Raw genomic sequence first — 13,900 nt, 5'->3', positions numbered from 1 at the left:
TTAAGGCGCAAAGATTTTATCTCCGATAAAATTGTATACTGCTAAAATATGCTTTTATAATTGCCACGAATGCACGAATAAATAATACATAACTCTAAAAAAACTATGCATCTTCGCGGTTTTCTAATCTAAAAAAATATCTCGTGGATTTTGCAGATGAAGCAGATTTCTTAAAATTACAGTAAGATCTACAGTGTCCTTGTCATTCCGTAGGAATCTAAATTCCAATTGTATCTATCAAGTATGTTGAGATCCTACGAAGTGATAAATTTGTAGTCATGTTTATGCTTCATCCCAATCATTGAATCCCTATTATAAACAAAAAACGGGCTTTTTAAAGCCCGTTTTTATATATTTCTATAATCTTTTAAATTAAGATCTTAACTCTGCGTTGAATTCTTTCTGGAAAGATTTAATTAAGGAATCCATTACTTCTGTGATTTCCTTTTCTTCCAGTGTTTTTTCTTCGTTTAACAGCTCGAAGCTCATTGCATAAGACTTCTTACCTTCCGGAAGGTTTTTCCCTTCATATACATCGAATAGGTTGATGCTCTTAATGAACGGAGATTTGTTTTTCTTTGCCGTTTGATATAACTCCTGATAGTTAATATTCTTATCAATTAATAGAGCTAAGTCTCTTCTGATCTTGTTGAATTTCGGAATATCTTTAAACTTCAATTCGTTTTTAGAACGTAATTCCTGAGCTAATTCAATTTCGATTTCAGCATAGAAACAATCCTGATCGATATCAAAATCCTTCAATAATGCCGGAGCCACTTTCCCGATTCTTACCAAGACTTTACCATCTGCTTCATACGCTAATGCATCAGAGAATCTTTCGTCAGTTAAAGCTACTTCTTTATAGTTTACTGCTAATCTTTCCAATAAAACTTTTACATAAGCCTTAAGGTTGTAGAAGCTTACTGCAGATTTAGGCTGTAACCAGTTTTCAGCAACATCTCTTCCTGAAACGATAATAGCCAGCTGTTTTCTTTCTTCGTATTTATCTCTTTTGTGGTAGATTTTTCCTAATTCGAAGAATTTGATGTCTTCATTCTTTCTGTTGATATTGTAAACAGTATTCTGAAGAAGTCCTTCCAATAAAGACTTTCTCATGAATGCAAGATCACCACTTAAAGGGTTCAATAGTTTTACAGCATCTGTTTCATCTTTTACAGAAGTTAATGAGTTGTTCATTACTTCATGGAAACCAAGGTTCTGCAACGCTCGCGCCCAGTTGTTCTCCAATTCATCCTGATCGTTTGCACTTAGTTTAACTGGTGTAAACGAAATCTTTTGTGGAGCATCAATCTTATTGTATCCGTAGATTCTTAAAATCTCTTCAATAACGTCAATTTCTCTTGTTACGTCTGCTCTGTAAGCAGGAACTGAGATCTCAAAACCGTTAGGGATTTCATTTAAAACCTGAATTTCCAATGCCTTCAGAATCTCTTTTACTTTTTCTCTGTGAATTTTTGTTCCTAAAATCTGTTCAATCTTAGAGAATCTTAAAATCACATAGTTATCTTCTATTTTCTTAGGATATTCTTCTAAAAGCTCCCCTACCAATTTTCCTTCAGCAATTTCCTGAATCATTTTAATAGCGTGAGTAATCGCTGTTCTGGTAAGGTTCGGATCTACCCCTCTTTCAAATCTGAAAGAAGCATCCGTATTTAAACTGTGAACTTTTGCTCCTTTTCTTACCGCTACCGGATTGAAGTAAGCACTTTCAAGGAATATTGTTTTTGTAGTTTCAGACACTCCTGAATTTTCACCACCGAAAACTCCGGCAATACACATTGGAGTATCCTTACCATCTTTAATCATGATCTCAGTACCGTTCAGCGTTCTCTCTACTCCATCCAAAGTAGTGAATTTTGTTCCCGGTTTTACAACCCCTACTTTCACTTTTTTGTCTGCAATTTTATCTGCATCAAATGCGTGAAGCGGCTGCCCGTATCCATGAAGAATATAGTTAGTAATGTCTACAATATTGTTAATTGGGCTTAATCCGATTGCTTTTAATCTGTCTTTTAACCAGCTTGGAGATTCTGCAACTTTTACATCTTCAATCACCGCTCCAATATATCTTGGGCAAAGCTCTGCATCTTCAATTTCAAGCTTGAAATCGTGAGAACCTTCATTATTTAAAGATTCAGAAGCTACTTTATTAAATTGAGACTTCTGTTGGTTGGTAGAAAGAAAAGCATGCAGATCTCTTGCCACACCGTAGTGAGACATTGCATCTGTTCTGTTGGGTGTTAAACCAATTTCAATAACCTCGTCATTCGTTAATTCAAAATAGTCTGCAAAATTTTTCCCTACTTCATATTTGGTTTCGTCTAAAACCATAATTCCGCCATGATCTTCGCTAAGACCTAATTCGTCTTCTGCACAGATCATTCCCTGAGAAACCTCACCTCTTATTTTTGCTTCTTTAATTTCAAAAAAGTTTCCGGTTTTATCATAGATTTTTGTTCCGACAACTGCTACAGGTACAGTTTGTCCTGCTTCTACATTGGGAGCACCACAAACGATATTCAGTACTTTCCCGTTTCCAACGTCTACTGTTGTTTTCTTCAGTTTATCAGCATTCGGATGTTTTTCGCAGGTTAACACTTTACCTACAACAATTCCTTCCAGACTACCTTTTACACTTTCGAATTTATCTATCCCTTCAACTTCAAGACCAATGTCTGTTAGGAACTCACCGATTCTTTCAGTTTTCAATTCCGTTTTTACAAAGTCTTTCAGCCAGTTGTTTGATATTTTCATTTGCTTATCTATCTACTTGTTTAATTCGTCAAACGAAACGTAAGGTCTCATCTGCACTATTTTTGAAACTTTTATTTGAAATTCCGTTCAGTTAATGAGTCGGTTTTTCGCAGTACAAATGTCGTGTTTTTTTGAGAAATACAGAAATTTCAGAGCGATTTTAAGAGAATTAATTTTCATTCTTTTCTCTTTTGAAGACGGAGTAAATACATCTATACTCTGCTGCTTCCTAAAGCTTTGGTAACCAATCTAAAATAGTTATACAGATGGCTGTAAAACTTTCTTCAGACTATCGGAAAATAAAACAAGTCCGCCAGCCATCATCATAATATCTTTCAACACAAGACGCCCCGCTCCTGAAAGATAAGGAAATCCGTATTGAGGTGTTGGATAATCACCGCCAAGGTTAGGAACATATACTTCAGGAGTGGTCACCATAAAAGATAAGGTAACTAATGACATGAGAAACGTTAACGCTCCACCTAATGCTCCGACTTTAGGAAACCAAATTCCTAACAATACTAAGATTCCAATTCCGATAATCATGGTCCCCAATCCATAAGAGAATATATAGGTTCCGTTTTCCGTGTGCCACCCGATATTTTTCTTGATGACCTTTCCTTCAGGGTTTTTATAGCGTGTATATTCCGAAACCAGCTTATGGTCTTCATTGAACACTTTATTTCCTGCATTTTTATAGAAAAAACTCATGAAGGGACTATTGGCAACAAATGGAACAATTCCTTCAGCTTCGTATTGAAAGGCTTTAAGTCCACCAATCCAGGCCATGACCACAAATATTGATATTCTCATAAAATTGAAGAAGTAGCCATCTAATCTTAATAACCGACTGTATAAATTACTGTTTTGCATATGATTTACTTTTTAACAAAGGTATTCACATGCCTACAGCCCTAACATAGATATTTCAGGACATTACATGGACATTTTTGCCACTACAGAAATCCCTACTTTGTCCCGGTATTGTTTCGGAGAACAGCCTACTGATTTTTTGAAATACCTGCTGAAATAGAATTCGTCATCAAATCCTAATTCTGAAGCGATTTCTTTGATGGAACGATACGTTAAATGAAGCAATTTTTTAGACTCCAGAATGATTCTCTCATTCATTAACTGACTAGGTGTTTTACCAAATTCTTTTTTGACCAGTTTGCTTAAAGTATTATTCGTTATATTGAGTTTGTCACTATAAAATGAAAGCTCTTTTTCTTTTTTAAAGTTGCCTTCCAGCAATTTTTGAAATTCCACCGCATTTTTATTGGGCAGTTTTTCATTGATGACATAGTTATTTTCAAGCCCGCTTTTCTGCTTGCTACAGAGGGCAAGAATCAGCTGAATGTAAGTTTTAATAATAGATTGTGAAAACTGATGATTCTCTTTTTCTTCTCTTTTTATATGATTAAAAAGTTCCAGGATGTACTCATAGTTCTCTTTTGAAAGTTCTATACCGGGATTCAGATAAATATTATTGAACAGAAGTCCATTACAGGCTACTTCATCTTTATGGTATTCAATGCAATAATAATCTCCGTGAAAAAGAAGGACATTCATATCTTCTTCTGAATCAGATGATAATTTCAGTTTTTGATAAGGGGAAAGAAACAGAATATTATAACCACTATAAGAATAGTTGATTCCATCCACGGAAAATACTCCTACCCCCTTCCATATCATCACAATATAGTTTTCAGTAATAAATTCTGAAATAAAATCTGATGGCTGATAAGATTGTATTTTCACTTCCATAATGAGAGTTGTAGAATCATACAAAGAACGTTATTATTTTTCTGAAAACTTTTCCTCTATGTTTAATACTCTTTTGAATATGTCTTTTTCTCTGCCAGATATTCAGTTTTAGATCCATTCCCCGTTTTGAAAAGGGTTCTTACAGTCTCTCTGTACTTATCCTTTTCTACTCTGGGAAGATAACATACAAAATGTAAATGTGGGCCTTTGCTCCACCCTGTATTTCCGCTAAGTCCAATAACATCTCCTTTTCTTACCTGATCTCCAATATTCACTTTAACTCCATTTTGCTTTAAATGATAGTATTGAGCAAATGTTCCATCCGGATGCAAAATAGTGATATAATTTGCTTGATCTATACAATTTCTGGTTGCACATCCTTTACTATTTGTATTGATAAAATCTGTTACAATTCCTTCTCTTGCGGCAACTACCTCAGTTCCTTCCGGCATGGTAAAATCCAAAGAATTTTCATTTTGATGCGAAAAATTGCCATTGTACCCCTGATAGATACTAAAAGATTTCCCTTTTTTAAAAGGCAGATCATACTTATATTCTTTATCATAATTTTTTAGGGTAACATCTCCAATGTACATCATATAGTCAGGTACCTTTTTGACGCGCCATCCTTTTGTTCTATCATCAATAACGAAATAGGTAATTTTATTCTTTGATGATTGGGCGGGTATTACCTGTGTCGCTTTAAAGGTTTCTGGAGTTCTCATATTTTCGACCTCCGGAAATCCTGAAAACACTAAAGACATGGGATAAACTTCCTTATTATCGATATAAAGGCTTAGCGTATCTCCTTTTTTTTCATGATATACTTTGATGTTTTTTTGGGAAAATAAAATAGCAGATTGCAATACTACTGCCAGTAGAAGCATTTTTTTCACGGTTCGTTTTATGATATAAAAAAGAGGTTTTGAAAAACAAAACCTCTTATATTTTATGTAAATATTTTTATTTTAATATTACAATCCGATTACCGGCATTGATAACATTAAGATATTTTCGTTTTCTTCAAGGCCATCAAGCGGTTCAATAATTCCCGGTCTGTTTGGCTGAGACATTTTCATTGTGATATCATCAGAGCCTAAGATTGTTAACATCTCAGTTAAGAATTTAGAGCTGAATCCGATATTGATATCTTCTCCGTTGTAGTCACAAGGGATCTGCATATCAGCTTTGTTTGCATATTCTGTATCTTCTGCATGAAGGTGAAGAATATTTCCTGAAAGCTTAAATCTTACCTGGTTGGTAGATTTATTAGACATGATAGATGCTCTTTTGATTGCTCCTAACAAAAGGTTTCTGTTGATGGTTAATACATTCGGGTTTTCTTTAGGAATTACCGCTGTATAGTTTGGATATTTACCGTCAATCAGTCTACAGATCCATACATGCTTCCCGAAAGTAAATTTAGCCATATTCTCATTGAAGTCGATTTTCACGTCTTCATTTGAACTTGCCAGAATATTTTTGAAGATATTCAAAGGTTTTTTAGGCATGATAAACTCCATTGGTTCAGCATTCATCAGATCTGCTCTTTTGTAAACAACAAGCCTGTGAGAGTCTGTAGAAACGAAATTGGTTTCATTTTCTCCAAACTGGAATAATACTCCAGTCATTACCGGACGAAGTGAATCGTTACTGGTGGCAAATAATGTATTGGTTAAAGCTTCAGACAATACACCTGCCGGCATTACTACGCTTTGAGAAGCATCGAATTCTGGCAATTCAGGATAGTCATCAGCATTATCTAATGCTACTGCGAAATTATCTTTTTCATCTAAAATCTCAAGCTGGCTTCCAGTTCCTTCTGCATTGTCCTTTACAACAAATGTTAAAGGCTGTTCTCCATATGTCTTGATAAAATCTTGAAAAATTTTAGCAGGAACAGCAAATTTACCTGAGTCATCAGACTTTACTTCCAGAGAAGTTACAAGAGTTGTCTCGCCGTCAGATGCTGTAATGGTAACATTATTTCCGTCTAATTCAAAAAGATAGTTTTCTAAAATCGGTCTCGATTGAGAGCTTGATATTACGCCACTTACAGTTTGCAACGCCTTCTGCAGTTCACCACTTGAAATAATAAATTTCATAGATTTATAAAATAAGTTTCTACAAATATAATAAATACATACAACAAAGAAAAGAATATTCCTGACGAGTTTTTAACAAATATCGTCAATGGGGTTTCAGACCCGATATTACGTTCTGGTTTCCATAGCAGTATATTTTTGTATCAAAATATTGGCTACTGAATATATTTTAATCTTCTTATTTCAAATATAGCAGAATAACGGCAACAATCAAAATACAAAGGCTATCTTTGTTAAAAAAAGTAGAATAAACATGCAAAAACCTCCTCTCCATAAAAGTTTTCTGAATGCTTTCCGGGGTGTTTTTGTTATGGTAAAAACAGAAAGAAATTTTCAGATTGAGCTTTTGGCCTTCTTCATTAACCTATTCCTTATTTTTTATTTAAAGCTGACCTCTATTGATGCAGCTCTTATTCTTATGGCTTCTGTAGCTGTTTTGAGTGCTGAAATTTTCAATACAGCTATCGAAAAGATATGTGATATCGTTCAGCCTAATTTTGATAAAAGAATTGGCTTTATTAAGGATATTGCAGCCGGAGCTGTTGTGCTTATTGCTGGGGTTTCTGCTATTATTGGAGTTCTTGTGTATTGGAAGTATATTTTTTAACCACCCCGTCAAATCTTTGATTTGACACCCCTCCAGCGGAGGGGAATATCACATCTTCAACTGAATATTTTGTTAGATTAGGTGGTTTTTGCTTTTTTAAGCTTTTAATTTACAGCAATCAAAATATCTACTTCTGCATCAGAAGGGTTTTGTGCTTTTTCTCCATACATTTCAAAATCAGCGGTGAAAGTTCTTCCTAAATCCATGTTCCAGATTTTAAACCATTCGTTGATTACCAAACCTTCTGCAAGGTTTCCCTTTGTTGTAAATTTCACGTAATCTCCGCCATCAAAAGATTTCCCAATCATTCCCTCCGGAATATTATCAAGACTTTCTACTTTGCATCCTAACAGTGTAGTATAAGGCTTTGTATGGTCTTTTTCATAATCTGTATAGATAGAATAAACGGTATTGTCTATTTTGTCAGGGATGTTTTCATGTACATTTTCTTTCATAAAATTCTCCCATAATACCGGAATATCTTTTGCTGCCTGTTCATTCTCATTGGTTGTTCTTACTGCAATTCCGATTACTTTAAAAGGTTCAATTTTCACATTATTCATTTCTTGATTTTTTTATTGTAGACCAAAGATAAAGAGGAGTTGTGACAACTGTTTGTCAGGAGAGGGATTTTAAATAAATGATGATTGATAGATGATAATTGAGGGTATACATTACTAATTGATTTTTATGTTTTGGCTAAAGCCAATGGAATAGGGCTAAAATATAAAACGGGCTAAAGCCTGTTTCTATTGATGATATTGGATTTTAAACAAAAAACGTTTCTGAAAAATATTTGATTTTCAGAAACGTTTTGTTCTTTAGGTTATTGTCATCTTATAATGGGCAATAGGCATCCCATGCTTCTCCTGTCATACACCCATCATATTTTGGGCAATAGTAATAATAGGGTGAAGTACTGCAGTTTCCATTTTCGTCTGTTGGATAAATAATCCTAGGTGGGTTTACTCCTCCTCCTTTTACAGTTTTTAACTCTTGTCTTTTAATTTTTTTTAAATTTTTCATAGTAATTTTATTTTTTTGCGTTTTAAAACTACTAAATAAAATTCACTCAGTATAGATAAATTTAACAGGTTTATTTTCCTATATAAATAAATCCTTTATTTCCGGATTTAAAAACAGTTTCTATTCTTTTATAATCATCTACTTCATATTCGTCTGCCTGAAGGATTTCCGAATCTGTTACTTCAAACAACATCCCTTCTATTTCATCATCAGGATTTCCGGAGAACTCCAAAACGGGATGATATTTCTGGCCGCTTTTTCTTAGAACTTCCGGATCGGTAATCTCAAGCATATTCAGTTTGTATCCTAATAGACTATCTTTTCCACCCTGTAAGATCCGTCCGAATGTTTCGAGTTGAACCTGTTCTTTCTGTAAGGTTCCGTAAGAAAATAAATAAGGCATTATAAATATTTTTCAATGATTGGAATTGCAATTTCGGCCATCATTCCATAGCCTTTCTCGTTGGGGTGAACTCCGTCTGCGGAAAGCAGAACTTCTTTATCGTCTACCAATGCTGAGTGAAAATCGATATACCCCAAAGAGTAATCTGCTGCAATACTCTTAAGAATTTCATTATAAGCAATCACCTCTTCATTTGACCTTAGCTTTCCTGAGCCTACCACTACTCCATCTATATTTTGTGCAATAGGAAGAATACTTACCAGGTAAATATCGTTAGAGAACTCTTTCGCATTCTGAACTGCCTTGATGATATTATCTTTAAATTGTTCAGGATTCACTACCTGTACTCCTTCTTTAATGGCAAGATCGTTGGCTCCGTAGCTTATGAAAACCAAATTTCCATCTGCTGAATTTCTTGCATTTAATTCTACAGGCATTCGCTTCAATAAACCTTCTGTTGTTTCGCCTCCGATTCCTAAATTGAATAAAATCAGTTCATCACCATTTCCTTCATGGAATCTTTGCAGGGCATATCTTTTTAAAATATCTACCCAGCCTCCAAAAACACCGTCATATTCTCCATATGTTATACTGTCCCCAAAGAACAGCCCATACACTATTTTCTTCATTCAATTAATTCTTTTGTTGTTTGATTTTAATCCTTTAATACCTGAATAAAAATATTTTTCAAAGTAAAATAAAATCTGCTGAATCTGGTTAATCTGCGAGAGATTTTTTAATGTAAAATTGGATTGAAAAGAGTTTTGAACCATTAAGGTTTTAAGTGATTAAGAAGAGTTAAGGGAATAACCGAAGTAATTTTTACACAAGCAATACCCTAAACTCATTTTTGATGAACCTAATTTTTTTATAATTTTTTGTTGACGCAAAGTTTTTATTATGATTCCGTAGATTTTAGGAAGCAAAGGTGAAATCAACAAGTTGATTGGATGAAGCTGGCTGGAAAGCTTTGAAAAAAGATAAGTATTACTAGTGTAAATTTTCCACTCATTACCCATTACTTATTATCCATCAACTCAAGGTCAGGGTAATATTGGTGTGTGATTCTATAATTTCTACCAGAATTTCAAACAATGTTTGTCCTTTTCCTTCTGTTAAATCATTTAGCTTTTGTTGGATGAGTTCTCTATTGAAAGGCTTCCCTTGTTTGATTTTGTTTTCGTAGAATTCCTGGGTTGCTTTAAGCCCTAAATCTTCCTGTGATTTTTGTGATTCTTTCCAAATGATTTCAATTTCCTCTTTGTTTTCAAAGACTCCGAAGCCGCCGTAAAGAATGTCATCAAAGCCATCTAAGGTTCCTACTTTCCAATCTGTGTCTCTCATTAAAACTTTAGAAACTTCTTCATAGAAACCGTCTAAAGACGAAAAATGACCGCCATGGATGACGATCATTTTTCTTGTATTGTTATTTGAAGTATTCAACACCGTTTTTGAATATATTGTGATAATTCGCGGTTGGTATATTTCTCATGAGACCGTCCGTAAATCTTTCGGGGTGTCCCATTCTTCCGTAGATTTTTCCACATGGGCTGGTAACACCTTCAATTCCGAATAATGAGTTGTTAGGATTGAATGGCATTCCGTGAGCAATATTTCCATCAAAATCGATGTACTGCGTTGCAATCTGTCCATTTTCATATAACTTCTTGATTTCTTCTTCTGAAGCCATGAAACGACCTTCTCCGTGTGAAATTGGAATAGTGAAAGTCTGGCCTTTCATTCCTTTTAACCATGGACTTTCATCATTCACTACTTTTACAGTAACCATCTGAGAGATATGTCTTCTGATGGCGTTGTGAGCTAATGTAGGAGAGTTTTCATCCAAATCCTTGATTCTTCCGTAAGGTAATAGTCCTGATTTCACTAGAGCCTGGAATCCGTTACAGATCCCGATAATCATACCATCTCTGTCTAATAATTCGTGAACTGCATTTCTCATTTTTTCGTTCTTTAAAACGTTGACAATGAATTTTGCAGAACCATCCGGCTCATCACCTGCGGAGAAACCTCCTGAGAAGGCTAAGATCTGAGAAGTTCTGATCTCTTCTACCCATGCATCAATACTTTCATCCAATAATTGGTGACTGATATTGATTAAAGGCAGACTGCTTACTACAGCTCCTTCTTTCTGGAATGCATTTAAGGTATCATACTCACAGTTGGTTCCTGGGAATACCGGAGCAAATACTTTAGGCTGTGCAATTCCGTGTTTTTTGATCATGATATTTCTTGGATTGATTGAGTTTGATTTTTCATCAATTTCAACCGTCATTTTTTCTTTTTCTACTGTTGGGAAAAGGTTTTCGAATGTTCCAGTATAAGCTGCTTCGAGATCCGTGATACGGGTTTCGAGATTGTTAACCTTTAAAACGTCTGAATCTTTTACTTCTCCGATTAACTGTAAAGACACATTGTTTAGCTCTTCTTTAGCTTCGATGATTAAGCTACCGATATTTTTAGCTAATAAAGTATTTTCATCAGCGTTAATTTCAGCTCCCAATCTGTTTCCGAAACTCATTTTTGCTAATGCTACTGCTACCCCACCGTCTTTTACTGTTTTTACAGAAACGATTTTTCCTGACTTGATGTTTTCAAAGATGAACTCATAAATTCCTTTTAAAGCATCATAGTTTGGAAGACCGTTTTCCTGAGCGATGTGATTGAAGAAATATACTTTGTTTCCAGCCGCTTTAAACTCTGGAGAAATGATATTTTGTTTGTCTCCGTTTGCACATGCAAAAGAAATCAAGGTTGGCGGAACATTCAGATCCTGATATGTTCCACTCATGGAATCTTTACCACCGATAGCTGCTAATCCAAGGTTGATCTGTGCATCATAAGCTCCTAAAAGAGAAGCTAATGGCTTACCCCATTTTTCAGGAGACTGGCCAAGCTTTTCGAAATATTCCTGGAAGCTTAATCTGATATTTTTATAATCACCTCCCATTGCAACAATCTTCGCCACACTTTCTACTACGGCATAAGATGCTCCCAATAATGAGTTTTGTTTTGAGATTTCAGCATCGAATCCCCAGCTTGCCAAGGAAACGGTTTTGATATCTTTTGCTCCTAAGATCGGTAGTGTCTGCACACTTCCTTCCATTAGGGTTTGTTGGTATTTTCCACCTAAAGGCATGGCAACGGTTGTTCCTCCTACAGAAGAGTCAAACATTTCCAATAGTCCTTTTTGGGAAGCTACATTTTTATCTTTTAAGGTATTCACGAAGTTTTCTTCGTTGAATGCTTTATTTTCTACTTTTACATCTTCAAGGTGGTTGATTTTTACCTCCTGAGATTTTGAACATCCATTCGTATCAAGGAATGCTCTTGAAAGGTCAACAATTTTATCTCCTTTCCAGAACATCTGCATTCTTCCTGAATCTGTTACTTTTGCGACTTCTACCGCTACAATATTTTCAGCTTCACAGAACTTGATGAACTTTTCTTTGTCTTTCGGATCTACCACAACCGCCATTCTTTCCTGAGATTCGGAGATAGCCAGTTCTGTTCCGTTTAATCCTTCGTATTTTAATGGTAATACATCAAGGTTTACTTCCAGAGAGTCTGCAATTTCACCAATCGCTACAGAAACACCTCCTGCTCCAAAGTCATTAGACTTTTTGATTAATCTTGTCAGTTCAGGGTTTCTGAATAGTCTTTGGATCTTACGTTCTTCTACCGCATTTCCTTTCTGAACTTCAGAACTCATGGTGTGGATAGAAGTTTCGTCCTGTTCTTTTGAACTTCCGCTTGCTCCTCCAACTCCATCACGGCCTGTTGCTCCTCCTAAAATAATGATAGAATCACCATTAGCCGGTTTTTCACGTCTTACCCAATCTACAGGAACGGCTCCTGTAACGAAACCTACTTCCATTCTTTTGGCTTTGTAACCTTCGTCATAGATTTCAGAAACCATAGTGGTAGCAAGACCAATCTGGTTACCGTAAGATGAATATCCGTTTGCAGCCTGTTTAGTGATTGTTTTTTGAGGTAATTTCCCTGGTAATGTTTTATCTACAGATTCTAAAACGTCTGCAGCACCAGTTAATCTCATCGCTTGAAACACAAACGATCTTCCGGATAAAGGATCTCTGATAGCTCCACCTAAACAAGTAGAAGCACCTCCGAAAGGTTCAATTTCTGTTGGGTGGTTGTGTGTTTCGTTTTTGAATAATAAATACCAAGGTTCTTTCTTCCCATCGTATTCTGCTTCAATCTGGATGGTACATGCATTGATCTCATCAGAAATCACAAGGTTGTCCAGATTTCCTGTTTTATGGAAATATTTACCACAAACTGTAGCTAAATCCATTAAGGAAATAGGCTTTAATTCACGGCCTAAGAATTTTCTTTTTTCGATATAGTCATTGAAAATAGTATCCAATGTCTGTTTGAATTTTCCTTCAAACTGAATGTCTGACAATTCTGTTTCGAAAGTCGTGTGACGACAGTGATCGCTCCAGTACGTATCTAATACTTTCAGTTCTGTTTCTGTAGGGTTTCTTTCTTCAGTTTTAAAGTACTCCTGAATAAATTTCAAGTCATCTAATCCTAATGCAAAGCCGTGATTATTATAGAAATTTTCAAGTTCAGCATCATTGAAATTGATGAAGTTTTCGTGGATGATTACTTTTGAAGGTGTTTCATCAGCAGGAATATCCAATACAGATAAGTCTTTTTCCTGAGATTCTACTTTATTAATCAAAAGGTCTTTGATTTTCACCAAATCAGCTTCTGATACTCCTACAAATTCGATTAACTTTCCACTTCTTACTTTTGACTTTTCATTCTCTGTTAATAAAGCGATACACTGTTGTGCAGAATCTGCTCTCTGATCATACTGACCAGGCAGGAACTCCATCCCGAAATGGATGCTTTTTGCAGGGTTTTCTGTATGTAAAATATCAGTAACAGGATCTACGAAAGTATTGTTTACTACTTTTTCGAATTCCCCGTTATTCAAATTGAAAATATCATACACATTGTAGACTTTCACACTTTGAATTGCCGGAACAACTGCTTTTACTTCATCAAAAATTTTTGGACTTTCAACATCGAAAATTCCTCTTTTTTCTACGAAAATTCTTTTGTTATTAGACATTAGATGTCAGATTTTAATATTAGATTTATTTTTCTTTTTACTTTTCTGAGTTCAGAGTAGCACTCCCTTATTGTTATCCTTTGTTTCCTCTCCAT

At 35.2% G+C, this 13,900-nt stretch carries 12 protein-coding genes; 1 reads left to right on the top strand and 11 read right to left on the bottom strand.

Going from position 1 to position 13,900, the window contains the following annotated elements; all coding sequences use genetic code 11:
• Positions 1-372 precede the first annotated feature (372 nt).
• The 5 genes from pheT to dnaN form a co-directional block, all read right to left on the bottom strand.
• On the bottom strand, positions 373-2,775 hold the full coding sequence (gene pheT / locus BLS98_RS09235; RefSeq protein WP_089735799.1) for a phenylalanine--tRNA ligase subunit beta: 2,403 nt from the start codon (positions 2,773-2,775) through the stop codon (positions 373-375).
• Between the two features lie 258 nt (positions 2,776-3,033).
• Positions 3,034-3,648 (bottom strand): DUF417 family protein, encoded by a 615-nt coding sequence (locus BLS98_RS09230; protein ID WP_089735797.1) that lies wholly within the window; start codon positions 3,646-3,648, stop codon positions 3,034-3,036.
• Between the two features lie 63 nt (positions 3,649-3,711).
• Entirely contained in the window at positions 3,712-4,542 is an 831-nt protein-coding gene (locus tag BLS98_RS09225) for an AraC family transcriptional regulator (RefSeq protein ID WP_089735795.1), read from the bottom strand.
• A 62-nt stretch (positions 4,543-4,604) separates the two neighbouring features.
• Entirely contained in the window at positions 4,605-5,429 is an 825-nt protein-coding gene (locus BLS98_RS09220; RefSeq protein WP_228425196.1) for a M23 family metallopeptidase, read from the bottom strand.
• Between the two features lie 87 nt (positions 5,430-5,516).
• On the bottom strand, positions 5,517-6,647 hold the full coding sequence (dnaN, locus tag BLS98_RS09215; protein ID WP_089735791.1) for a DNA polymerase III subunit beta: 1,131 nt from the start codon (positions 6,645-6,647) through the stop codon (positions 5,517-5,519).
• A gap of 253 nt (positions 6,648-6,900) precedes the next feature.
• On the opposite strand from dnaN, the gene BLS98_RS09210 reads away from it, so the two are divergent.
• Complete coding sequence (locus BLS98_RS09210) at positions 6,901-7,254, top strand: diacylglycerol kinase family protein (RefSeq protein ID WP_089735790.1); 354 nt, start codon at positions 6,901-6,903, stop codon at positions 7,252-7,254.
• A gap of 104 nt (positions 7,255-7,358) precedes the next feature.
• Here the strand turns inward: BLS98_RS09210 and BLS98_RS09205 are convergent, their stop codons facing one another.
• From BLS98_RS09205 to BLS98_RS09180, 6 genes are all read right to left on the bottom strand, one after another.
• The gene (locus tag BLS98_RS09205; protein WP_089735788.1) at positions 7,359-7,817 is read right to left on the bottom strand and encodes a GyrI-like domain-containing protein; all 459 of its coding nucleotides are present in this window, start codon (positions 7,815-7,817) and stop codon (positions 7,359-7,361) included.
• Positions 7,818-8,091: 274 nt separating this feature from the next.
• Positions 8,092-8,280, bottom strand: coding sequence for a bacteriocin-like protein (locus tag BLS98_RS09200; RefSeq protein WP_089735786.1), 189 nt, complete (start codon positions 8,278-8,280; stop codon positions 8,092-8,094).
• A gap of 70 nt (positions 8,281-8,350) precedes the next feature.
• On the bottom strand, positions 8,351-8,683 hold the full coding sequence (locus BLS98_RS09195; protein WP_089735784.1) for a gamma-glutamylcyclotransferase family protein: 333 nt from the start codon (positions 8,681-8,683) through the stop codon (positions 8,351-8,353).
• A complete protein-coding gene (locus tag BLS98_RS09190; RefSeq protein WP_089735782.1) occupies positions 8,683-9,312 on the bottom strand; it encodes an SGNH/GDSL hydrolase family protein in 630 nt (209 codons plus the stop codon). Before BLS98_RS09190 ends, BLS98_RS09195 begins: the two co-directional genes overlap by 1 nt.
• A gap of 403 nt (positions 9,313-9,715) precedes the next feature.
• Positions 9,716-10,129, bottom strand: a complete 414-nt coding sequence (locus BLS98_RS09185; RefSeq protein WP_089736807.1) for a barstar family protein — start codon at positions 10,127-10,129, stop codon at positions 9,716-9,718.
• Positions 10,110-13,805: a phosphoribosylformylglycinamidine synthase gene (locus tag BLS98_RS09180; RefSeq protein WP_089735780.1), complete on the bottom strand. Its 3,696-nt coding sequence runs from the start codon at positions 13,803-13,805 to the stop codon at positions 10,110-10,112. Before BLS98_RS09180 ends, BLS98_RS09185 begins: the two co-directional genes overlap by 20 nt.
• Positions 13,806-13,900 lie beyond the last annotated feature (95 nt).

Origin of the sequence: Chryseobacterium jejuense (assembly GCF_900100075.1) — a bacterium.
Taxonomy (GTDB): Bacteria; Bacteroidota; Bacteroidia; order Flavobacteriales; family Weeksellaceae; genus Chryseobacterium; species Chryseobacterium jejuense.
This window is presented reverse-complemented; position numbering and strand designations above follow the sequence as displayed.

Excerpts from the sequence above, each read along its gene's own strand:
- pheT (WP_089735799.1), bottom strand. The coding sequence starts at position 2,775 with ATGAAAATATCAAACAACTGGCTGAAAGACTTTGTAAAAACGGAATTG.
- BLS98_RS09230 (WP_089735797.1), bottom strand. The coding sequence starts at position 3,648 with ATGCAAAACAGTAATTTATACAGTCGGTTATTAAGATTAGATGGCTAC.
- BLS98_RS09225 (WP_089735795.1), bottom strand. The coding sequence starts at position 4,542 with ATGGAAGTGAAAATACAATCTTATCAGCCATCAGATTTTATTTCAGAA.
- BLS98_RS09220 (WP_228425196.1), bottom strand. The coding sequence starts at position 5,429 with ATGCTTCTACTGGCAGTAGTATTGCAATCTGCTATTTTATTTTCCCAA.
- dnaN (WP_089735791.1), bottom strand. The coding sequence starts at position 6,647 with ATGAAATTTATTATTTCAAGTGGTGAACTGCAGAAGGCGTTGCAAACT.
- BLS98_RS09210 (WP_089735790.1), top strand. The coding sequence starts at position 6,901 with ATGCAAAAACCTCCTCTCCATAAAAGTTTTCTGAATGCTTTCCGGGGT.
- BLS98_RS09205 (WP_089735788.1), bottom strand. The coding sequence starts at position 7,817 with ATGAATAATGTGAAAATTGAACCTTTTAAAGTAATCGGAATTGCAGTA.
- BLS98_RS09200 (WP_089735786.1), bottom strand. The coding sequence starts at position 8,280 with ATGAAAAATTTAAAAAAAATTAAAAGACAAGAGTTAAAAACTGTAAAA.
- BLS98_RS09195 (WP_089735784.1), bottom strand. The coding sequence starts at position 8,683 with ATGCCTTATTTATTTTCTTACGGAACCTTACAGAAAGAACAGGTTCAA.
- BLS98_RS09190 (WP_089735782.1), bottom strand. The coding sequence starts at position 9,312 with ATGAAGAAAATAGTGTATGGGCTGTTCTTTGGGGACAGTATAACATAT.
- BLS98_RS09180 (WP_089735780.1), bottom strand. The coding sequence starts at position 13,805 with ATGTCTAATAACAAAAGAATTTTCGTAGAAAAAAGAGGAATTTTCGAT.